This is a genomic window from Rhodococcus sp. LW-XY12, from assembly GCF_019317345.1.
GTDB classification, from domain to species: domain Bacteria; phylum Actinomycetota; class Actinomycetes; order Mycobacteriales; family Mycobacteriaceae; genus Rhodococcus; species Rhodococcus pyridinivorans.
Map to the genome: position 1 here is coordinate 2,212,720 of NZ_CP079225.1, position 22,611 is coordinate 2,235,330.

At 63.5% G+C, this 22,611-nt stretch carries 18 protein-coding genes and 2 pseudogenes; 3 read left to right on the forward strand and 17 right to left on the reverse strand.

Annotation, left to right across the window (positions count from 1 at the left end):
• The first annotated feature begins 196 nt into the window (after positions 1-196).
• Positions 197-319 (forward strand): hypothetical protein, encoded by a 123-nt coding sequence (locus tag KXC42_RS27175; RefSeq protein WP_016933989.1) that lies wholly within the window; start codon positions 197-199, stop codon positions 317-319.
• A 268-nt stretch (positions 320-587) separates the two neighbouring features.
• Positions 588-1,022 carry a DUF4383 domain-containing protein gene (locus KXC42_RS10460; protein WP_033096579.1) on the forward strand — a complete coding sequence of 145 codons (435 nt, stop codon included), beginning with the start codon at positions 588-590 and terminating at the stop codon, positions 1,020-1,022.
• Between the two features lie 48 nt (positions 1,023-1,070).
• Here KXC42_RS10460 and KXC42_RS10465 read toward each other — a convergent pair whose 3' ends face one another.
• The 5 genes and pseudogenes from KXC42_RS10465 to KXC42_RS10485 form a co-directional block, all read right to left on the reverse strand.
• On the reverse strand, positions 1,071-2,804 hold the full coding sequence (locus KXC42_RS10465) for an ATP-dependent DNA helicase RecQ (RefSeq protein WP_219130279.1): 1,734 nt from the start codon (positions 2,802-2,804) through the stop codon (positions 1,071-1,073).
• A 92-nt stretch (positions 2,805-2,896) separates the two neighbouring features.
• Positions 2,897-3,127, reverse strand: a pseudogene (locus tag KXC42_RS10470) (transposase); the annotation flags it as partial.
• A 44-nt stretch (positions 3,128-3,171) separates the two neighbouring features.
• On the reverse strand, positions 3,172-5,127 hold the full coding sequence (locus tag KXC42_RS10475) for a tyrosine-type recombinase/integrase (RefSeq protein ID WP_064257806.1): 1,956 nt from the start codon (positions 5,125-5,127) through the stop codon (positions 3,172-3,174).
• A complete protein-coding gene (locus tag KXC42_RS10480; RefSeq protein WP_064257805.1) occupies positions 5,124-6,179 on the reverse strand; it encodes a tyrosine-type recombinase/integrase in 1,056 nt (351 codons plus the stop codon). The genes KXC42_RS10475 and KXC42_RS10480 overlap by 4 nt, the downstream gene beginning before the upstream one ends.
• A 113-nt stretch (positions 6,180-6,292) precedes the next feature.
• A pseudogene (locus tag KXC42_RS10485) lies at positions 6,293-7,306 on the reverse strand (IS256 family transposase); the annotation flags it as partial.
• A 331-nt stretch (positions 7,307-7,637) separates the two neighbouring features.
• On the opposite strand from KXC42_RS10485, the gene KXC42_RS10490 reads away from it, so the two are divergent.
• A complete protein-coding gene (locus tag KXC42_RS10490) occupies positions 7,638-8,894 on the forward strand; it encodes an IS701 family transposase (RefSeq protein WP_039584526.1) in 1,257 nt (418 codons plus the stop codon).
• A 99-nt stretch (positions 8,895-8,993) separates the two neighbouring features.
• On the opposite strand, the gene KXC42_RS10495 is transcribed toward KXC42_RS10490, so the two are convergent.
• The 12 genes from KXC42_RS10495 to KXC42_RS10550 all read right to left on the reverse strand — a co-directional run bounded on the left by KXC42_RS10495 (position 8,994) and on the right by KXC42_RS10550 (position 22,426).
• Positions 8,994-10,010 (reverse strand): zinc-dependent alcohol dehydrogenase family protein, encoded by a 1,017-nt coding sequence (locus KXC42_RS10495; RefSeq protein WP_219130280.1) that lies wholly within the window; start codon positions 10,008-10,010, stop codon positions 8,994-8,996.
• Positions 10,011-10,045: 35 nt separating this feature from the next.
• Entirely contained in the window at positions 10,046-11,521 is a 1,476-nt protein-coding gene (locus KXC42_RS10500) for an MFS transporter (protein ID WP_219130281.1), read from the reverse strand.
• 79 nt (positions 11,522-11,600) lie between these two features.
• The gene (locus tag KXC42_RS10505) at positions 11,601-13,001 is read right to left on the reverse strand and encodes a wax ester/triacylglycerol synthase domain-containing protein (protein WP_169687133.1); all 1,401 of its coding nucleotides are present in this window, start codon (positions 12,999-13,001) and stop codon (positions 11,601-11,603) included.
• Positions 12,994-13,611: a GNAT family N-acetyltransferase gene (locus KXC42_RS10510; RefSeq protein ID WP_257606102.1), complete on the reverse strand. Its 618-nt coding sequence runs from the start codon at positions 13,609-13,611 to the stop codon at positions 12,994-12,996. The genes KXC42_RS10505 and KXC42_RS10510 overlap by 8 nt, the downstream gene beginning before the upstream one ends.
• A gap of 17 nt (positions 13,612-13,628) precedes the next feature.
• Positions 13,629-15,434, reverse strand: a complete 1,806-nt coding sequence (locus KXC42_RS10515) for an FAD/NAD(P)-binding protein (protein ID WP_219130282.1) — start codon at positions 15,432-15,434, stop codon at positions 13,629-13,631.
• A gap of 17 nt (positions 15,435-15,451) precedes the next feature.
• Positions 15,452-16,360 (reverse strand): branched-chain amino acid transaminase, encoded by a 909-nt coding sequence (locus tag KXC42_RS10520; RefSeq protein ID WP_219130283.1) that lies wholly within the window; start codon positions 16,358-16,360, stop codon positions 15,452-15,454.
• Positions 16,354-17,019: an SDR family oxidoreductase gene (locus KXC42_RS10525; RefSeq protein ID WP_219130284.1), complete on the reverse strand. Its 666-nt coding sequence runs from the start codon at positions 17,017-17,019 to the stop codon at positions 16,354-16,356. Before KXC42_RS10525 ends, KXC42_RS10520 begins: the two co-directional genes overlap by 7 nt.
• On the reverse strand, positions 17,016-18,647 hold the full coding sequence (locus KXC42_RS10530; RefSeq protein WP_219130285.1) for a class I tRNA ligase family protein: 1,632 nt from the start codon (positions 18,645-18,647) through the stop codon (positions 17,016-17,018). The genes KXC42_RS10525 and KXC42_RS10530 overlap by 4 nt, the downstream gene beginning before the upstream one ends.
• Before the next feature lie 9 nt (positions 18,648-18,656).
• Positions 18,657-19,616 carry a TauD/TfdA family dioxygenase gene (locus tag KXC42_RS10535; RefSeq protein ID WP_219130286.1) on the reverse strand — a complete coding sequence of 320 codons (960 nt, stop codon included), beginning with the start codon at positions 19,614-19,616 and terminating at the stop codon, positions 18,657-18,659.
• Positions 19,617-19,697: 81 nt separating this feature from the next.
• On the reverse strand, positions 19,698-20,747 hold the full coding sequence (locus tag KXC42_RS10540; protein ID WP_219130287.1) for a ketoacyl-ACP synthase III family protein: 1,050 nt from the start codon (positions 20,745-20,747) through the stop codon (positions 19,698-19,700).
• Positions 20,734-22,044: a lysine N(6)-hydroxylase/L-ornithine N(5)-oxygenase family protein gene (locus KXC42_RS10545; RefSeq protein ID WP_219130288.1), complete on the reverse strand. Its 1,311-nt coding sequence runs from the start codon at positions 22,042-22,044 to the stop codon at positions 20,734-20,736. The genes KXC42_RS10540 and KXC42_RS10545 overlap by 14 nt, the downstream gene beginning before the upstream one ends.
• A gap of 16 nt (positions 22,045-22,060) precedes the next feature.
• Positions 22,061-22,426 carry a cupin domain-containing protein gene (locus tag KXC42_RS10550; RefSeq protein ID WP_219130289.1) on the reverse strand — a complete coding sequence of 122 codons (366 nt, stop codon included), beginning with the start codon at positions 22,424-22,426 and terminating at the stop codon, positions 22,061-22,063.
• Positions 22,427-22,611 lie beyond the last annotated feature (185 nt).

Here is a 22,611-nt window from a genome sequence, read left to right on the forward strand (position 1 = left end):
CCTGGAAACTCCCCGAATAATACGACATATCGGGCCGATTTTCACCGAACTCTCCATATTTCCCCTGCTAGGGCCGATTTGTGTTCCGGATTACAATTCTTCGCGCTGCGCAGCTGTCGAATGCAGGTAACAATTGGATCGCGTGTCGACGCGAGTCGTCACAACTTCGATGTCGTTCCATTGATGGGAGAAGCCCGTGCCTGCACTCGAGTTCCTTGTCGACCTCTTCGGTAACCTGTCCGACCTGTTCGACGTGCTGAACTTCTTCACCGGTTCTGCTGATGCGGCCGGCGATGCGTTCGGCAGCAGCCAGGCCTGAGCCTCGCAGACTCGAAGGCCCGCGGGTTGATCCCGCGGGCCTTCGTCGTGTCCGGACACGGTCGTGTCCGTCCGGCCAGAGGGTGGAGTGCCGCACCCGCCCTCGGCCGCCGTTCTCGACCTCCGTCCTCGAACACGGAAACCGACGTTTGGGTTCGTTCGGTCACGGCTAACCGGGGAATGTAATTCGGACCACTCGACCCGAACGGACGTTCGGTGAGAGGACGCGGAACATGACATCTCGAACCCCAAGCCCCGGCCGTGGCTCGATGACGGCAACACCGGTGCAGACTGCGGCGCTCGTGGTGGGCGCTGTCTTCCTCCTGGTGGGCATCCTCGGCTTCATCCCGGGGGTCACGTCGGACTACGATCAACTCTCGGGCGCAGGCCATCATTCCGAAGCCATGCTCCTGGGGATCTTCCAGGTCTCCATCCTGCACAACATCGTGCACCTGTTGTTCGGTGTCCTGGGGCTCGCTGCGGCCCGGGCCGTGGCAACCGCCCGCAGTTTCCTGATCATCGGCGGTGGGATCTACCTGGTGCTCTGGATCTACGGCCTGATCATCGACAAGGACAGCGGCGCCAACTTCGTGCCGGTGAACTCCGCGGACGACTGGCTGCACTTCGTCCTGGGCGTGGGCATGATCGCGCTCGGTGTGCTCCTGACACGCACGCGGACCACCCCCGGCACGGTTCGCCCCTGATCCGTACCCACCCGTCGTGATGACGGGATCCGGAGAACCCGTGGCCCCTCACGCCACGGGTTCTTCGGCATGGGCAGGTACGGGCTCTGCCGGTGCGGGGTCGTCGACCTTCAGCACCCCCGACTCGGCGACTGCATCGAGCGACAGTGTCCGATAACCCTCGCTGTCGAACAGGACGGTGACGCGATCGTGCTCGCAGGTCATCACCACTCCCGGTCCCCACTCGGCATGCACGACATGCGTGTTCGGGGCGAACACGGACGTCTCGCAGTACGCCGGGGCAGTATCGGCGCCCCGAAACACGGATACCGTCGCAACCTCGTCGGACGCGCCGTCCCGGCAGGTGTCGCACCGGCCGCAGGGGTCGGACAGCGTCTCGCCGAAGTACCCGAGCAGGAACCGGCGGCGGCAACCGCGAGTCTCGGCGTAGCCCCGCATCATCTCGACCCGCGATCGGTCCAGTCGTTCGCCCGACGCGGCCGTCTCGCGTGCGTGCTCGACCGCCTTCCGTCGGGGGATGTCGGCGGCGGAGAGTCCACGCCGGCCGGAGACGAGCGCTCCGCACCGTTCGAGCAGGTTCACCGCGTTGGCCAGTCTCCGCCCCCGCACGTCGAGCTCGGTACGCAGCCGTCCGAGCCTCATCGGCGACGCGGAGCGGACCGCCGAGAACACCCGGCCGATCAGCTCCTCGTCGGGGTTGTGGGTGGTGAAGAAGGTCGCGAGCGACAAATCCTCGGGACGGTAGAACATCAGGACGGTGGCCGGCTCCCCGTCGCGTCCGGCGCGCCCGATCTGCTGGTAGTAGGAATCGACCGAGTCCGGTATCGAGGCGTGCACGACGAAACGCACGTCCGGCTTGTCGATGCCCATACCGAAGGCGGAGGTCGCCACCACGACATCGCAGCGACCGTCGAGGAATCCGAGGTGAACGTCCCCGCGCTCGGCCGCGCGCATCCCGGCGTGATACGGGCACGCGTCGATCCCGCGTTCACGCAGGGCCTCGGCGTATCGCTCGGTGTCCTTGCGGGTCGCGGCGTACAGAATGCCGGGACCGGGCAGGGACGCCACGGCCTCGACGACGGCGCGTCGCTTCTCGCCGTCGTCAGTGTGCCTGCGCACCTCGATGTCGAGATTCGGGCGGTCGAAACCACCGGCGACGACGAGCGGATCCCGCATGCGCAACGCCTCGACGATGTCCTCGCGGACCGGGGGTGAGGCGGTGGCGGTGAGCGCGACGACGGGTGGCCGGCCCAGGGCCTCGGCCACGTCTCCCAGGCGTAGATATTCCGGCCTGAAGTCATGGCCCCACATGGCGACACAGTGCGCTTCGTCGACGACGATGAGCGAGACCTCCACGCTTCTCAGACGCTCCAGGACCTCGTCCTTGGCGAGCTGCTCGGGGGCGAGGAAGACGTAGTCGGCATCGTGTTCGAGCACGGCCCGCCAGTTCGCCTCGTTCTCCGACTCGCGCTGGCGCGAATTGATCGCGACCGCCTCGGGTGCCTCCGAGTGGTCCAGACCGGCGATCTGATCGTTCTGGAGCGCGATCAAGGGCGAGACGACGACCGTCACCCCCGGTAGCAGCAGCGAGGGCACCTGATAGATCGCGGACTTCCCGGAGCCGGTGGCCATCACGGCGAGGACGTCGCGTCCGCCCAGCAGCGGAACCATCGCGTCCAGTTGTTCGGGACGCAGCGTGTCCCAGCCGAACACCTTCTGCGCGGCGGCGCAGAGTTCCTCGCGTGCATCCTCCGATGCAATGTCGGACGACGACCGATACATCTTGTGCTGCAGATGGACTCCAGAACTCGGAAGGGACGGTCAAGTCCCGTGAGGTGGTGTACGACGTCGTCGCGTGATTCCTCGTCGGTGGATCAGGCGGTCAAGGCCGGTGTCACCTCCTCGGTGCCCTCGGTGACACTGTCGGCGGGCTTGCCGGTGCGGGAGCGGGCGAGTACGTCGAGGCCGAGGTAGCGGCGGCCTTCGATCCACTCGTCGTGCTGCTCGGCCAGCACCGCCCCGACGAGTCGGATCAGAGCGGTGCGGTCCGGGAAGATCCCCACCACGTCGGTCCGGCGGCGGATCTCCTTATTGAGGCGCTCCTTTATCCGGCCCTCAGGGATGAGATCAACCCTGATCTCACATCGAATCAGCGATCGAGACGCTGCAAGTGGTCGGTCAACGCCTCAGCGACACGATGATGCCGGGCAGCTTCATCGGGCCATCCACGGTCACGAGCATCGACCTCGAGAGCCTGGATGTCGGTGCGTTGCGCCTCGAGCGCGCCGCGGAACTCAGGTCCGGTGACGAAGTTGTCGCAGGTCTCGCAGATGTTGGCATAGGGACACGCACCCGCGCTCTCGTGACGGGAACAGTAACCGTGGGCAACACGCGTTTTGAGCATCTCACTGCCGAGCCAACTCACCGCGTCGGGGACGATCGGTTTGCCGACCGGAGTGAGCGTGAACCGCCGCCGCATCTTGCCCATCGCCTGGTCATAGGCATCCCGCAACGTCGGTGAAGCCAAAGTGGCGTAACGCAAAGTCATCTGCGGAGTGACATGCCCGAGCAACGCCATCAACGCCTGCAGGCTCATCCCGGCGTTGGCGAGTTCGGTGGCCCAAGTATGCCGCAGCTGATGCGGGGTCACCACCAACGGCGCACCCCCGGCCCCACGCAGTCCGCAAGCCTCGACGGCAGCGAGCAGACCGTTGCGCAGCCGGGTCTGGCTGAGACGGCGGCCGTGTGCGACGAACAGGAAATCGGTCAACTCTCCGGTGCGGGGATGCGGCAATGGCCGACAGATACCACGCCCGCCGGTCCACTCGTCCAACGCGGCGATAGTGGTCGCCGAGAGCGGGACCATGCGTTCGGTGGCGAGCTTGCCCAACGGAACCTTGAGCCAGGTCCCGGCCGGGCCGTAATCGATGACGCTGCCGAGCTCGAGATCCAGTAGCTCCCCGACCCGCAGACCGGCTCCGCGCAGCACCGTCAACCCGATACGAGCGAACGAATCATCCAGCTGGGAAACCGCATTCATCACCGCAGCATCGATGTCGGGCGGCAATGCCCGCGGAAGCGGTTGGTCGAGTTTCGGGACGTCGGCGGCGAAGACCAGACGGCGCGGTGGGGCCTGCTCCCAGCCCCATTCGGTGATGTCCTCGAGCAGGTTGCGCACGCTCAGTACCGTCGATTGGATCACGGCCTTGGAGATGATGCGCCCGGCCCCGGCAGCGGCGCGTTGCCCACGCCAGGTGCGGGTGCGATTCCAGACGAGGAAGCCCTCGATGTGACTGCGGTCGAGATCCTCGAGGGAGGTGACCTCGGGATGGTTGGTGGTGAGGTAGTCCGCGAACGGCAGCAGGTCGTTGATCAGCGATTCGGCCGATTTCGGGCGGAGCACCGATGCCCGGACGGTGACGTAACGCAACAGGGCCTCGCGGATCGGATCGGCCATCGGGGCGTCGGCGAAGCGTTGGGCGTAGGTGCGGGCCCACGGTCGGCGCCGTGGTGGGGTGTCGACGATGCGGGCCTGAAACAGCATTTGTCGCAGTCCCGCGATACGGTTGCGGTAGGCGCGTTTCGATGTATCCGGGATTGACTGTGTGGCAGCCAATGCGGCGTCGAACTCGCCGACGGTCTCGGCGCTCACACCGCTGACGGAACCGCCGTGCCAGGCGAGCAGCACCGCCAGGCACTCGCCGAGGACGGTCTCGACCCATTGCGGTGTCCACCCCAAAACCAGGCCGGCGGCCCGGACCGCGGCGAACCCGTCCGGGTCGCGGTCCTCGACGGCCCGGCCGAGTCCGGTGAGGTTCTTGACGGCCGCGAGTTCGAGGTCGAGCCGCAGGTTGCCGCGTCCGATGAGGTGACACAGCAGTGGCCAGGCCCCGGTGCGGCGTAGTTCGGCCAGCCGGTCGGCAGCGGGTCGGGTCATCCAGTCCCGCAAGTCCGGATGCGTGGTGAGGAAGGTGGTCGCGATGAGGGTGCGAGCGCGCACCGACCTGTCGCTGAGCCCGAGGCTGGCGACGTGCTCGAGGTAGTCGGTGAGCACCGCACCCGGTCCGGCCGGCAGGACGACCGTCGCAACCACCGCGGTGCTCATTGTCGTGTTCCGGCGAGACTGGCGCGGGCCGCGCCGTATTCGGCGGCGAGCTGCTCGACCGACAAATGCACATATTCGGCAGTGGTGTCCGGAGACACATGCCCCATCAATTCTCGCAGCACCATCAGATCGATTCCGGCGGCAGCGAGTTCGGTGCCGTAGGTGTGGCGCAATCGGTGCGGACGCACCCTCGTCGCACCGGAGAGGTCCCGGTGCCGCCGGAACAGCGACCGCAGTCCCGCCTCGGTCACCGGCGCCCCCGCGGTGGGGCCGCGCAGCACCACGAAACACTCCTCGGTCGCCAACCCCGGTGGCCGTTCGAGGCGCAGATAGGCCGACAGTTCGGTGAAGAACACCGCATCGACCGGCACCACCCGTTCCTTGCAGCCTTTGCCGAGCACCCGGAGTCGTCGCTGGCCGAAATCGACGTCTGCCAACCGCAGGGATCGCACCTCGGCGTTGCGCAGCCCGCCGAACAGCATCGCCCACAACATCGCTCGATCCCGATGGGTGCGCAGCGACGCCGCAAACTGCTCGATCGCGTCGGCGTCGAGGGACTCGGGCAGTAGCCGCGGTTGGCGTACCAGCCTGCCTCCGGCTCGGGGTCGGCCCGGCCCGAGGTGTCCGAGCAGTCCTCGCGCTGGTGGTCGCAGTCCCTGTCCGCGCCGCGGTGAGGGCACCGGATTTTCGGTGCGTATCCCGGTCATCACCAGGTATTCGAACAATGCGCGTATCGCCGCGACTCGTCGGTTGATCGTCGATGCCGCAGTGCCCCGATCACCTCGTGTCGCCATGCCTGGGCGGGGTTTGCGGTGCACGTTCTGCCAGTCGACCCACTCGAACACCGTCACCGGCGTCACCGCAGCCACCGTGAGGTCGCGATCGAGCAGGAATCGGGCCAGATTGAGCACGTCGAACGCATATGCCCGCACCGTTGCCGAACTGAATCCGCGTCCGGCCAGATGCGTCAGGAACGCGTTTGCTGCTGCGCATCCTTCCCATTGGCCGTCGATCACATGCCCGTTGCTGCTGATGCGCACCCGAACGGTCATTGTCCGCCGCCTTTCGATCGGAGCCGACACCGCCAGCATGCGCCTCAACCGGTCGTCGGCTCAGGACCTCACGCTGCAACCGTGATCGTGTCGTGGGAGGGCCGGTTAACCGATATCGGATTATTCGACCACACCTTCTGCCAATGCGCCTTCGGAAACGCGGTGAACGCCAACACATCATACTTCGCCGACTCCATCAACGCCGCGACCTTCGGAAACGACCCGGCGAACGTGTCGGTGACCTGATCCCACTGCGCAGCGACCTCGACGGGGTCGGTATGCGCGAAGATCGTCTTGACCGCCGCCATCACCGGCGGCACATGCTTCGCCCCGACCGTAGCCCGGATGTTGCGCATGAAATGCACCCGGCACCGCTGCCACGCCGAACCCGCGAACTGCTGCGCGATAGCTGCTTTCAACCCGCTGTGTGCATCGGAGATCACCAGATGCACCCCGGATAGCCCCCGGCCCCGCAAACCGATGAGGAACTCCCTCCAGAACTCGTAGGATTCGCTGTCGCCGACGGCGGTGCCGAGCACCTCGCGGCTCCCGTCGATCGACACCCCGGTCGCGACCACCAGTGCTTGGGAGACCACGTGCGCACCGATGCGGACCTTGCAGAAGGTGGCGTCGAGGAACACGTACGGAAAGCTCGTGTGCGTCAGCGTCCGCTCCCGGAACCGGGCGATCTCGGTATCGAGGCCGGCGCAGATCCGTGAGACCTCCGACTTCGAGATCCCGGATTCGACCCCCAACGCACCGACCAGGTCATCGACGCTGCGGGTGGAGACGCCGTGCACATACGCTTCCATCACCACCGCATACAGCGCCTTGTCGATCCGCCGACGCCGTTCGAGCAAGGAGGGGAAGAATGACCCGGACCGCAGCTTGGGAATCTTCACCTCGACATCACCGCTGGTGGTCGACACCGTCTTCGTGCGATGCCCGTTGCGATGGGTGGTGCGCTGCTCGGTGCGTTCGTAGCGGCCGGCGCCGAGTTTGTCGGTGGCTTCGGCTTCGATCAGGGCCTGCAGGCCGGTGCGGATCAGTTCGGCGAACACGCTGGCGGTGTCGGCGCCCTTGAGCGCGTCGAGCTGGGCGAGCAGTGCAGAATGATCGTGGGTCATCGCGTAGCTGCTTTCTGTGAGTCACTGTGCGAGGTAACTCGTTGATCACTACGCGATGGTCCACCCTCGGTGAGGGATCGACACGCCGTGGACCTGCCTGGATGCCCTCAGCCGATTCCCACCACTCCCCGGGACTTACCCAGTTCGAGCAGCTCCCACTGCTTGTCCGTCAACACCTGGAACCGATCGTTCACCACATCCGTCACAGCAAAGATGATGCAGCACAACACCCTAAATCATTGGGAGACACGCCCTAGTAGTACTTTGTTAGGTTCACCACTTCTTGTTGCGGGGCCTCGAGTTTCGGCGGGATGTCCGAGACGATGACCGGGTGGATGCCGCAGCCCTGATCGATGTCGGTGAACGTCTCGACGTGTTCGTCGACGAGGTGTTCTCCTCGCTCAAACGCAAGGACCAGCGAGCAACGGCAGGGGTATATGCGCGGGGATTGATGCTCGACGGGCGCCGCAAGTCGATGCAACCGATGGCCGACCGGCTCGGGATCGATCACCAACGCCTGCAGCAGTTCGTCACCACCTCACCATGGGATCCGGTACCGGTCCGGAAAACGCTGTCCCGCAGGGCGTGTGATCTGATCGTCCCGGATGCGTGGGTGATCGACGACACCGGATTCGCCAAGGACGGCGACGCCTCCCCATGCGTGGCCCGGCAGTATTCGGGCACCTTGGGCAAGGTCGGGAACTGCCAGGTCGCGGTCAGTGTGCACGCCGCCACCGATTCCGCGTCCGCGCCGTTGGATTGGCGGCTGTATCTGCCCGAGAGCTGGGACGATCAGCGGTGCGACGATCCGGAGACGGCCGCGGTGATCACCGCTCGCCGGCGACGCAATGCGATCCCGGACGAGGAGCGGTACCGCTCCAAGGCGGTCATGGCTCTCGAGATGCTCGACGAGCTGATCTCGTGGGGCCGGACCCCGCCGGTGATCGTCGCCGACGCCGGCTACGGTGACTCGGCCACCTTCCGTCAGGGTCTGACCGACCGCGACCTGGTCTACGTCGTGGCGGTCAAGGGCGCGACCCTCGCCCACCCGGGTGATGCGGTGCCGGTCGCCGCCGCGTATTCCGGGCGCGGGCGGCCGCCGACCCGGCGCTACCCGGCGGCGGTGACCTGCAAAGATCTCGTCTTGGGGGCAGGCGTCGAAGCACTGACCGAGATCAACTGGCGCTGCGGCACCAAGACCGGCCCGGCCAATCCGGCCGCGGCGATGCGCTCACGCTTCGTGGCGCTGCGCATACGCCCGGCCAACCGCACGATTCCCCGCGATGAGGACGGTGTGCTGCCGCAGGCCTGGCTGCTCGCCGAATGGCCGATCGGAACGGCCGCCCCTACCGACTTCTGGCTCGCCACCCTGCCTGATGACACCCCGCTGTCGGAGTTGGTGCGCCTGGCCAAGATCCGTTGGCGCATCGAACACGACTACCGGGAACTGAAAACCGGTCTCGGACTCGATCATTTCGAAGGGCGTTCCTGGCTCGGCTGGCACCATCACGTCACCCTCGTCACCGCCGCGCACCTGTTCCTGACGTCACTGCGACTGACCGACCCAAAAGCGACCGGGCGGGACTGACCCTCTACGGCATCGTGCGCGAACTCCAACGCGCACTGGCCTATTGGATCGGTACCTGCCCGACCTGCCACCACACCTTCCCGACCTAACAAAGTCCTACTAGGGCCGCAGGAGGGCTTTGATGGCGCGGCGTTCGTCCATCGCCTTGTACCCGTCAGCGACTAGGTCGAACGGCAACTCGAGGTCGAAAACCTTGCCCGGTTCAATTCGGCCAGTAAGAACTCGATCGATGAGGTCAGGCAGAAAGCGGCGTACCGGGGCGGGTCCACCGCGCAGCCCGACATGTGAGAAGAACAGTTCCTCGCCTGAGATCGTAACGTCGTGCGGGATGCCAACGAACCCGACGTTGCCACCCGGCCGGGTGGACTGTAGGGCCTGCCGCATCGCCTCCTGCGTTCCGACGCATTCGAGTACGCAGTCGGCCCCGATGCCGCCGGTCAGTTCTATGGCAGCCGCGATGCCATCGCCGCCACGTTCAGTCACGATATCGGTGGCGCCGAACTCGATTGCCAACTGCTGCCGAGTGTCGTGGCGGCTCATCGCGATGATCCGCTCCGCGCCGAGTTCATGAGCTGCGAGCACCCCGGACAGACCGACCGCGCCGTCGCCCACCACTACCACTGTGGAGCCCGGTCTGACGTCAGCGGCTACCGCCGCGTACCAGCCGGTACCCATCACGTCCGACAGCGCCAGCAGGTCGGGGATTAGAGTGTCGTCGGGCAGGTCAGAGGTGGAGACCAGGGTGCCGTCCGCGAAAGGGATGCGAATGTAGTCGGCTTGGCAACCGTTTAGAAATTCACGGTGCACGCAAGCTGACTGATAGCCGCTACGGCAGTGCTGGCAGGTGTTGTCGGTCGCATAGAAGGAGCCGATGACGAACTCTCCCGGCGTGACCGAGCTGACGTCGCGCCCGACTTCCTCTACCACACCGACATATTCGTGACCGATCGGATGCGGTGAGACGACCGGATTGACCCCGCGATAATCCCAGAGGTCGGAACCACACACGCAGGTGGCGACAGTCCGGATGATCGCATCGGTCGAGGCGACGATGGTCGGGTCGGGCACGGTCTCCACCCGAATATCGCCAGGAGCGTGAATGATGGTCGCGCGCATGGCGGTTCCTCGATTCTTGTGAGACATGGTGGGGACTAATCGGTGGCAATCGGATCGCCGTCGGCCCCCGAACTGCTCGTCAGGAAGATCAGACTGGTCACTGATCCGAGAATGGCGATGACTCCGCACACCACCAATGCGTGCGACATGCCACGCAGATACGCGTGCAATGCGCTGCCGAGCAGGTGCTCACCGTCCAACCCCAACTCCGTCATCCGTTGCGCAACAACCGCCGCTCCCTCAAACGACCGCTGCGCCGTATCGGCCTCATCCTGCGGCAAGGCTTCGACCACAAGATGACGTCGATATTGGGTGGACATCACGCTGCCCAGCACGGCGACGCCGAGCGCCGCGCCTATCTGCCGGAAGGCCATGACCAATCCGCTTCCCCGCCCGGCCTCGTCGTCGGATAGCTCCTTGAGCGCGACGTCCAGTCCGGGAATCAGGGACAAGCCAAGTCCCAACCCGACAACGGCAAGCCAAGCCGCTACGTACCAATACCGGTCAGTTACCGAGGTCATCGCCCCGATCGCGCAGCCCGCGGCAAGGATCGCCATCCCGGCGGCGATCACCTTCGCGTACCCGAGGCGGAGAGCGAGCCGTTCGGTCACCGCCGCCGCGCACAGGACACCGAATGCCAAGGGCCAGATACGAACACCGGTGCCGAAGGCATCGTTGCCCATGCCCGATTCCAAATACTGCGGCACGAGGAACAGGACGCCGTACATGACGGCGCTAGCGAGCGTTGTTACAACGATCGCCACCATGAACGAACGGCAACGCAGCAGTGCGACATCGATCATCGGACTTCTCGCCCGGTGCTGCCAGACGACGAAGGCGCCCAGCAGCACAACCCCGGCGACCAGGGCGACAATGACATTCGCAGCAGCCCAACCTTCGGTGGGCGCTTCGATGATCCCGTACGCCAGCGCGGACAAGCCGACCACGACCAGGGTAACTCCGAGGAAGTCGATCCGGGGCACCGATTCGTCGCGAGACTCCGGAAGGAACACCATCGATGCGACCACCGCGATGATCAGAACGGGCAGGTTCACCATGAACACCGAGCCCCACCAGAAGTGCCGCAATAGCCATCCGCCGAGGATGGGACCTAACGGTATTCCGGCTGCGAAGACCGCCGACCAGATTCCGATGGCTCGCGTTCGTTCCTCCCGGGCGAACAACGTCGGAATCAAGGACATGGTCGCGGGTAGGATCATCGCCGCACCGACACCCATGAGGGCACGGGCCGCGATAACCTCCGTCGACGTCTCCGACCAGGCGCCGACGAGCGAGGCCACGCCGAAAATCAGCAGGCCGGCCACCAGGGTTCGTGTGCGCCCGAAACGGTCACCAACCAGACCCGCCGGTAGGAGCATGGCCGCGAAGACCAGTAGGTATGCATCGATGATCCATTGCAATTGACTGGTCGAAGCGTCCAACTCGGTGGACAACGTGGTCAGCGCGACATTGAGGATGGTCGCATCGAAACCCACGACCAGAACACTCACCGACAGAGCCGCAAGCCCCAGCCACCGTCTCGGTGATTGGGAGATACTCTGCGCGCCGATCGCAGTCACTGTTCCGCGGTCATCGGCGGTCGGCCTGTCCCGCGCCCACGTCAGCAGTCGCATCCGCGAGATCGAAGAAGGCTCGCTGAATCGAACTGGCGTACTCTTCGATATCGATGATCGTCGGGTCTGCGAGGATTGTGAGCGAGACGTCATCGCCATAACTCGACATAGTATGTACGACCCCGACGCCGTCATATATAGGCGCGAAACCGAAGAGCCGGATACATTTGCATCCGTCCAGGGAAATGTTGTCGCGCGGGCCGGGCACATTCGTTGTCACGGTATGCCCACCGAGGACATGACCGACCCGGGCAGCTGCCCGGACATTGAGCCGATAGTTCCATTCCAGCGGCCCTGGAAGAAGGTCGTGTCCGTCGTCGCTTCCAAATTTAACAGTGGATTTCGCTTCCGCGGTCCAGTCCCGGATACTCGCTAAGCGGTCGAGTGGTCGGCTGGCGGGCTCACCGAGAGAGATAAAACGAATCGCGAACTGATTTGCACTCGACTGACCATCCAGCGGGTCGGCGGTGCAACCCTGGGCGATCGAGACCGGCATGCATGTTGTCAGCGCCCGGAGATCGGTGTGCTTATTCGTCCGTCCGGAACGGTACCTATCCATTCCCGCGCCGACGACCGCCAGGAAGACGTCATTGACGGTGGCGCCCGGGACAGCGCGACGCACAGCACGAATATCCTGATAGGGAAAGTGGCAAACCCTCACTGTTCTTTCGTGGGTGACCGTCGAATTCATCTCGGTACGTTCGACGGTTGTGCCGAATATTCCACCGCCCGCCAGAATCTTGAGAGACCCAGCGAGTCCGCTACCGAGCGTGCGCAACTCCTGAATCAAGGCGCGGAAATCCTCCCGTGCCCGTCGGTGCTCCGCATCCGAGCGCGGTGTGGGGGAGCCCACCAGCCCCCGCTCCGGCCGCGCACCGTCATGGAGTCGCTTCAGAATCTCGAGCCCGAACCCGCCGTCTACAGCAGCATGATGAACACGGAATACGACCGCGAATCCACCCGACGGAATTCCGTCGATATTGTCCAGGCCTGTGACTACGTCAAGCCGCCACAACGGCCCGGTCAACGGGATTTCCCGCGTGTGTAGCTCGGCCACATAGTCACACAATTCGGTCCAGCCGCCGGGATCCGGCACCCGGCCCCGTCCGACACCGACTGCGGGACTCCAATCGGTCACGTCCTTCCAATAGGCACGCCCGACACCGAAACGAGGAGTCACCGGCCTCCGCGTGAGAATCGGGATCTCACCGCTGAGGTCCGTCAATCTATCGACCAGCAACTCAACGACCTCGTCGATCGACTTGGACGGATGCGGCTCATACAACCCGACGTATGCGATCTGCCGCTGCGCCCCGCGCCTGTCGCGGTAAAGCATCAGGGAGTCGAGACTACTCATTCGGAGCATGATTCACCTTCCGGATTCGCTGCTGCAACGATGTGCGCAGTTCGGGCCATTCGCTCCGCAGGATGGAGTAGATGGCGGAGTCCCTGACTGCTCCGTCGAAAGCAGGCATGTGGCCGCGCAGGACCCCGTCGAAGGTAGCCCCGATACGCTCGATTGCTCTGCGGCTCCGCTCATTTCGATAGTCGGTCATGAGCGATACGCGATAAGCGTCCATGGGTCCGAAGGCGTAGTCCAGTAGCAGCAGTTTGGCTTCGGCATTCACGCCGGTCCGCTGCGCCTCAACGGATAGCCAGGTACCACCGATCTCTGCGACCGTCACCGATGGACGCACCGAAGTAGCCGGCCAGCGCTCAATACAGCGGAACCGCGTCGATCCCATCACCCTGCCGTCGCGGTTCAAGAGAACGAAGGGCAGTCCCGATCCCGCGTCACGCTCTTTCAACGCGCTGTCGACATAGGCGGTCATGCCGTCTAGATCCGTTGGTACGAGCGTGAATCGATACGACTCGTGTCCACCGGCGGTCGCTTCCCATAAGGGATGAATATGTTCCGATTCCATCGGAACCAGGCTCACCAGATCGCCGTGTAAAGGAAGATCCACGCCAACCGTCCTCTCAGTCATTTGATCGCCATTCTCTGATTGGTAAGGGAGGTGGTCACCGCACGCGCTACCCGCTCGGCATCGCGCCCGAAGATGCCGTTCGTGCGCACGCGGCGTGCGCCGATCTGGGTGAACCACCGTTGTCGTTCGGTCGGAATTCCTAGAATGAACAGTCCAGGCGTCACGGCCCCATCGGCTCCGATGGCCGCATTGGTGCGGGGATCCACTTCGCATGCGCCGGTCTCCACCGCGCCGGATGCCCCGTCGTGACGGAATCGCCGCACCAAGCCATCGGCAAGCAACTGGCGGTACAGCCCAGATCCGTCCTGGACGGGATCGAACTTCGGAACCCGGGCGTCGATCACTCGATCCACCACAAACGAGCCTGGAACCGCAGGCGACCGCACGATTACGGCCGAACCATCGTCGACGACCTCCGCCCCCGGTCCGGCGACTGTGACTACTCCGGCGCGGATCAGAGCGAGAAGCTCTTCCACACGCCGAATCGGCGGGCCTCCCACCAGCAAGGAATAGCAGGGGACGAACTGTCCGAGGAAGTCTTCTTCGTGACTTCGGGGTGTCAGTCCTCCGTCATCGACGATCGCGCAGATCGACGGCCTGATATCACGCAACGTATCCAGTGCGGCCTTCAACGGGTTGGCTAGATTGCCGCCCCTGGCATGTGCGAGATCGTGCTCGAGAAAGGCGGTGAGATCCCGCGTCCAATGCACCTGCGAGGTGAATCCGCGACCGTTGAACGGTCGCGCCAGTGCCGACAGCGCGGGCAGCTCGGACACCGCGGTGAACCGCTCCGCACTGCGGTAGACCCAGTGCTCCGGATCGTTCGCGTCCACCGCCGACACGCGTTCCAGGAACGTCGCCGCCTGTGCCGGTCCGACCGCGGCATGGATGACGGCATGGCAGTAGGTCGCGGCCATCTCCGCCCTGATCCAGGGCTCCACGTCCGTGCGGAAGTCGGCCTGGCCGAGTGACCGAAGCCCGCTCATCCTTTCGGTGGTGCACAGTCGCGGTGCGAAGATGAAGCTGCCCGGCCGCTTCTGGTTCCGGCCGCGCGCGGGTATCGGCAGTCCCGAACGAGAAACGCCCACAATCGTCGGTTCCGCGCCGCTCGGCTGGTACCTGAGTTCGCCCGTGTCATCGGACACGAAAACCCCGCCGCGTCCCTGGGTGAGGAGGGCGACGACATCGTGGAAGGACAACCCCATCCCCAGCATAGCGACCACGTCCTCCGGAGCGACTTCATCGAGCGGAAGGTTCGCCGCCGAGTCCGCGACCATCGTTGGGCGGGTTGCCGATGTCGCCGTCGTGGTGCTTGGGTGCGCAGGCGGTTGCGGATGACCGGTGGCGAGCACCACCACGTCGTATATCTGCTCACGACCTGAGGAGGTCACCACCGAGTACCCCCCTCCAGGCCGACGCCGAACCGCCCACACAGTTTCCCGGTATCCGCCGACGGAGACATTGGCGGGCGCGTTCGCGACGATTGAGCCGAACGCATCCCGCAGGTATTCTCCATACTTCGCACGAGGCGCGTACCCGCGGTACACACCGTAGTGCCGACCCATCCATTGCTCCAGCGACGGACCGGCACCCGCCCGTGCCGGGCCATCGTCCCTCGGGCCAGAGAATATCGTTGGGCCGCTCACGTGCGAGTTCATCAGAAGTAGTGGGCTCTGATCAGGATTCCAGATCCGTCCGGCACCGACGACGTGGCTGTCGAACACATCGACCCGCACGGTCTCTGCCACGTGCAGCACGAGCCGCTCGACGAGTGAGATCCCGCGCGGGCCGGAACCGATCACTGCGATAGCCGTGGACCTCATATGGTGTCGGTCCACTCGAATTCGCGGTACATCTCCCCTGAAATAGCAGCCTGATAGGCGCGTCCCAACGCGGTGGTAACCGGACCGATCCGATCGGCTGAGATCGTCCGGCCGTCCAGCTTCCGGACGCCGTTGACCCCCATCGCCGTGCCCGTCAGGAATACCTCGTCGGCTACTGACAGCTCGGCAAGATGCACCGGCCGTTCAACGACTTCATAGCCTTCCGCCCTGGCAAGGGTGATTATCGAATTCCTCGTTATTCCGGGCAGGATTCCCTCATCGACGGACGGCGTGATGAGCACTCCGTCCTGCACGAGGAACACATTCGCGGCCGCGGCCTCCGCCACCCTGCCGCGATCGTTGAGCAGGATCGTCTCGTGGTCGCCGCTGCTCACGGCGGTCGACCTGGCCAGTGCCAAATTGATGTAGCCGCCGGTGGTTTTCGCGGAGGTGGGAATCTGTGCTGGATTGCTTCGAACCCACGAGCTCGTCCGAACGGTGATTCCGGCTTCGGCGTCCGACAGGTAGTTCGTCCACTCCCAGCATCCCACCGCGACACTCGGTTGCCCGAGTTGGGCGAAGATCGACATCACGCCGGGTCGTAGATAGGAGATCGGCCGAATGTAGCCGGACTCGAAGTCCGCGAGGCTGACCAACTTCATGATGCCCTCGTGCAACTCGTCGTCCGTGAACGGGATGTCGATGCCGAGAGATCGATTGGACCGCCGAAATCTGGCCACATGGTCTCGTGCCCGGAATATCGATTTCCCGGATCGGTGTCCCCGGTGGAATCGAATTCCCTCGTACGCCCCCCACCCGTAATGCAGGCTCGGCGACATGATGTGCACCGAGGCGTTCTCACCGGAGACGATCTCGCCATCGCGCCACACTGGGTTGTTCAACATTGCGACTCCGCGGCCGTAGGTACTCGGACATGCAGCGGTCCTTGCGGACTGCCTTCGAGGTGAGTGATGAAACTTGCCGCGCGTACGGCCCATTCGTCCGCTGGATCAGGATCGCCCGGCCAGGCGTGCGAGGGCGTCATTACGTCCATCATCGCCGTGCCGATTCCCGCGCCAGGGTCGAGCGCGTACACCCGTTGTCGGGCGCCGATCTCCTGTCTCCACGCCGAGACGAATCCCTCGACAGCGAACTTGCTCGCGCAGTACGCTGCCTGACCGGGCCTCGGCGCGTGGATACCCCATTGTGACGACATCGCGATGTACACACATCCTTCTGTCGTATAGGGCTGAAACGCCGTGAACAGGTTGAATACCCCGATCACGTTGACATCCAAGACATGTCTTAATTCGGCGGCTGTTATCTCGGTGGCAGGTTTCGTGGTCACCGCCACCGCTGCATTCGCTATGACCACGTCGAATGGAGCGGCCGCACTACGTCGGGCCCACTCGGTGACCGCGTCTCGATTAGCGACATCAATCTGTTCGCACGCAGCCGACGCGGGTCGGGTGCTGCAACCGAACACAGTGTGCCCGCGACCAGCGAGCTCGTGGGAAAGTGCCGCTCCCAAACCGCTGCTTGAACCGGAGATCACAATTCTCATGACCGCATGTCACTCAGATCGATCGACGCCAGCGGCTTCCAGCCATGCACCGTTGCTTCGGAAATGGATCGGCTGACTTCTGGGCAGATGGGTGCGAGATGACGCCCTAGGGCATCGACGCCGGCGGCGGCGAGTGCCACCGCGGTCGCGACGTACCCGTGGGCGCCCGGCGTCCCGACCAGGACCTTGGTCGCGGTCAGCAGGGTTCGAGTTTCGTCGAGCAAGGTGATCAGTTCCCGGGTTGCGCGCTGCGTCGAAAACCCACTGACACTCAGGCTGTCCTCGATGATCTCGATTCTTCGCGCCATAGTCGTGGAGTACGAACGGGTAGTGCCGTTCCAGACATCCGGTTCCGGTACCGCGCCGCCGAAAGAAGCAGCGCACAAGTCGGAAAGATTTTCGACTACCTCGTTGAGGGGTTCGATGAAGCGTCCGTTGACCGTTCGCTCGAACTCCGCGACCGTGAAGTTCTCGGATCGTTTTTCGGGCCTGATCATGCACAGATACAGGCGGATCAGATCCTGGCTGGCGTGCTTGAGCATGGTCTCCGCCGCGATGACGTGATTTCTGCTAGTTGAGAATTTATTGCCATCGAGGTGCAACAACTCGTTCGCGACGTAGTGCGAGATGTTCGGCAAATCCCCGTGCAGCGCGTGAAAGAGTGCCGGGAACAGCAAGGTGTGGAAGTACGCGTTGTCGAACCCGAAGCAGGTCACGATCTGGGCGTCGCTCAGTTCGCCCGAGACGGTGACCCGACCGTCCCGGATATCCAGACTCTCCGCACCGAAGTGCTGCTTCAGCAGCCACAGGTACAGGAGCCCCATTTCGAACCACGGGTACATCCGGTGCCCAGGTACTTCCTCCCGGTCCAGCGGAATTCCCCACGCCACCTTGTGGCTGATCCTGATGTCCGGCAGCTGCTCGGCGAGCATTCCGCCGGTCAGCGCAAGGAGACGCTCCGGCATCGTGCTCGTGTTGGCGTGCTGCTCCAGAAAGTCCCGGTGCTGCTCCAACTGGAAGTACAGGAACTTCTCGGCTCGAGTCTCGAGATAGGACCCGGGATTGAGCGTGGAGACCGGGTTCTGGAGTTGGACAGTCTCGTGGGGCTGTCCGCAGAACTCGCACGCATCTCCGTCGGACGGCGACGCGCACACGGGACACTGGCCCGTGACCAATGCCTCATGCAGGTATGTGTTCGACTCGTGCTCGTACAGCGCGTCGGCGACCTTGACCACGACGCTTCCGTTGTCGAGCAGTGTCTGGATAGCCGAGGTGCAGAACGCGATGTAGTCGGGGTCCGAGATCGGATTGTCGAATGCCTCGATCTCGATGCCCATCTGAGTCCAGCTGTTTCGAATCGATTCGATGAATCGCCGCGCGACCTCGTCAGGCAGTACACCGAGTTGGCGGGATTTTGTGAATACGTAGCTGGTGTGATCGTCGAAGCAAGAGATGTGCGGAACCCGGTCACCGGAGGCCATCCGGCGACGCAGAATGTCTCCCGCGATATACGGGCCGGAAAGGTGACCTAGATGCATTCCGCCGTTGGGTGTGGGAGGGGTGCTGAAGATGACGGTCTTCCCGGGATCCGGTTCGATTCGGGCTTCCGCCGGTGAGTCACTGTGCATTGCGCGCCCTCACTCGTTGCCGACGGAGACCAACCCGGCGGGAATATCCAGATCGGAATAGGTCGAGGCGTCGCCCTTGAGCACGCGGCTCCGCTGTCCATCGACACCGACGGGCACGTCGCCAGCCACGGCGATACGGTGCATGATCCGGCGATGGTCGTAGTCGGCGACCGCGTAGTGTTGGGTAGCACGGTTGTCCCACATGGCGACATCGCCGATCCGCCAGCTCCAGCGAATCGAGTTCTCCGGGGTGGTGATGCGATCCTGGAAGATCCGCAGCAGCGCCCTCGATTCGGATTCGCTGACGTTCAAGATCCGGTCGACCAATCCGCCGAGGAGCAGAGCGCGTTCTCCCGTTTCTGGATGCACCCGGACGACCGGGTGTTCGGTGGCGAATCGCCCAGTCAGGTAGTCGTTCACCTCACTCAGCAGCTGTTCGCGGTCCGCGACCGAAAGCGCCTGGTAGTTCTCCAGGGCCTCCGGCGCGGTCTGGTAGTCGTGATGGTCGGTGTGGAGGGCCCAGAGATTGTCGGCGAGGAGTTTCAATTCTTCGGGTAGTTGGTTGTACGCGGCGGTCGTCGACGCCCAAATGGTGGTGCCACCATAGGGCGGGAGGCTGACAGCGCGCAGGATCGCCGCCTTCGGAGGACGGTCCGTCGAGGTGAGGTCGCTGTGCCAGACGTTGGCCGGCGCACCGTCCTTCGAGTCGAGCATGAAGATCTTGTCTGCTTTGTCCTGCACAGTGGGGTGTGCGGTCTTCGGTAGAATTCCGAAGAGCTTGGCGAATTCGTGTTGCCCCTCTTCGGTCAGGTGGTCCTGGTCGCGAAAGAAGATGACTTTGTGTTCGAGCCAGGTTTCGTGGATCAGCCGGACGACGTCTGGGGCGAGATCGCCTGCGAGGCGCACACCTTCGATCTGTGCGCCGATATTCTTCGCGAGGCGCACCACGCGAATGTCTGACGTGGTCATTGTTCGATTTCCTTCGTGTTCTGTGAGAATAGAGATGGTTCTGCGTCGCCTCGTCGGGTCTGCACCACCGAACGAATCCAGCTAGCTGTGCATCCGCTCCACGACCAGTGCCGTCCAGGTGAATCCGGCCCCGGCACTGAGGAACAGAGCTGACCGCGCGTTCGACCGCGACTCGAAATCGGCCAGATTGGCGATCAGGTCACCCGACCCCAGATGTCCGGTGGTGTCTGCGGTGAATCGTGCTGACACTCCGGTCGCCTCCGAGACGGTGCGGTCGTATTGTCCGAAGGCGGGTTTGCCGATGCGCGGAAGATAGGTCTCATCTACCACGGTTCCCGAGGCGGCCTCGATAGCGGCCGATACCAGGGCTCGAACGTAGCGATGTCGTGCCGACGCGAATTCCTTCTTGGACTGTTCGCCGAAGAATTCGTCCTTCAGGCGTCCGACATCCACTCGAGCGTCGGAGCAGCTGTGCGCACCGAGAGCGTCGTTGCCTCGATGCATTCGCTCGAGCTGCGGCGCGGACGTGTGCGCGAGAGCCTTGACTCGGAGCGTCCACGGGCGGGGCTCGCGAGAAACCAGTACGGCTGTGCCGCCATCGCCATACGCCACACCCTCGCTGCTGGCCCAACGGTCGAATCGGGGGAGATCGAATCGCTCTCCAGTGGTGACCAGCCCATGCGTTTCATCGTGGGCGCTGAGCCACGAATGGACGACGTCGATTGACAGTGCGCCACCGTTCGACACGTGATAGACGTTGATGGGCGTCGCGTTCACAAGTCCTATCTCGTGCGCGACGTAGTGGCTCGGCGACCAGATCTCATGTCCTTGGTCATAGACCCAGGAATGCGCCGCCACACTGATCGCGCCAGGATCGATCCCGGCCGCTTTCACGGCCGCCTTTCCGGTATCCACGGCGTAGTTGACACCGACCTCGCCATCTCGCGCGGCGGAGGTGGAATATATCCCGATCCTATCGACCTCTTCGGCGGTGATCCGACCAGCCGAGATCGCGTCCGAGGCCAGGTCCGATCCGCGGTTCACGTAATAATTCGGTCCAGCAAGATAGAATTCGTTCGTGTTGACCGACACTTTCACATCGTCGAATTCCGCCGTCTCAGCAGATCGCATCTAGTTTGTCCTGCCGTATCAACTCGCTGAACAACTCGGCCATCTCCGAATCCACCGTCCGCTGCATCTCGCTCAGTACCTCGCCGGACCGAACCGCAATATTCGATAAGAGAGCCGAGCTGAGCCCGTGGTTCGAATCAGTTGAGCCGACCACGAATACCGGGGTGGGGATGCCGTCGACTTCTACGCGATAGTTTCGGCTGAGTGTGATCTTCCGGTCCCGACCGAAAGCCGGCCCAAGCAGGTGCAGCGGGATCTCCGACCTGAACCCGGTCGCGCAGATAACTAGATCGAATCGCTCCTCGGTGCGGCTGCCGACCAGTCGTTCCGTGAACTCCAGCGCGACCGAATCGGGGCGCTCGACCGCGTTGTGCACCTCGCTGGCCCGTCGGAAGACCAGGCGCTGATCATTCCTGACCTTGTCGGTGTACTCGGCGGTGTACAGCCAGTCCAGCAAGTCCCGATCGACACATCCGTAATTGGTCGTCCGATGCCTGGTCAGCAGCTCCGCACGCAGCTCTTGCGGAGCATGGTAGAACTCGCTGACTGCGCTCGGGTCGAACACTCGGTTGGCGAACGGGCTGTTGTCGGCGGGAACCATGCCGTATCCGGAGATAAAGCAGTGCGCCTGGAGATCCGGCCGCGACTCGAGTAGATGCCGCAGAACCTCCGCCGCGCTCTGGCCCTGGCCAACCACCGCGATCCGTCCACCCGGTGGCAGCTGTACCCGACTCAGCCCCGTGAGTAGTTCGGAATTATGAATGACTCGCCGACCGTTTCGCCCATTCGCCCACTCGGGAATGACCGGCGTTGGACCGACTCCAAGAACAACATTTCTAGCCCGGGATACGCTTTTCTCGCCGACCCGCCTGCTGTGCACCTCACAGCCGCCGTCGACAAGGTCGACTTGGTCTACTTCCGTATTCCATTCCAGATCGGTCTTCAGGTTGTCCACTGTCCAACGCATGTAGTCAATGAACTCCAGCCGCGTGGGGAAGAACGTCTGCATATTGATGAAGTCGTTCAGCCTGCCCTTCTCGTGCAGGTAGCTGACGAAAGTGAACCGACTGTTCGGATTCCTCTGCGTCGCCAGATCCTTCAGGTATGAAACCTGCATGACGGACGAGGGGAGCAGCATGTCCGGATGCCAGTCGAAACAGCTCCTACGGTCGAAGAATTTGGCCGATAGCTGCCGCCCTGTTACCTCGTTACGCTCGTCGACAGCGACGGCAATGCCAAGATTCGCAGGCCCGAGCCCCACGCCAACAATATCGTATTGACGTTCACTCCAATTCATTTGCTTTTGCCATCCTTCATTCGGATTCGAGCTGCCTGACGGGTTCGATCCGGGGCCAGAACAAGGAGATCCAATGCAGTTCATCCCCCCCGGAGTGGATGACGTGGGGGTGTCCTCGCTCAATCATCACTACGTCACCCGTGGCGACGGTCTGGACATCGTCGCCCGAGGTGAGCGACCCGTCTCCCCGCAGTACGATAATGAGTTCCCGCTGGTTGTGTTCATCCAGCGCGGTCGATGAGTTGGATTCCAGCCAGCAGGCCATTGCACCGAATGTGTCTTCGGCAACGACACCTGGAAATATCCGCTGACATTGCGTGCCATACTCCCGGGTTGCCGACTGGTTGTCGATCCGCGTTAAACACGCGAATGCTTTACCCAAGCTTCCCACTCCTTTGTGAAAATTCTCAGTTGAAATTCGTTGAATACGTCATCCGAATGCTCAAGACTTGCCGTCCCGGCATATCGTCCGGCGTCGACACCAATGTAGACGGGACTCGACACTTCTGTCAGTAGCGCCTTTTCCGGTATTGCGCCGCGCGGTATTCCGCTTCTCGCTATAGCCAC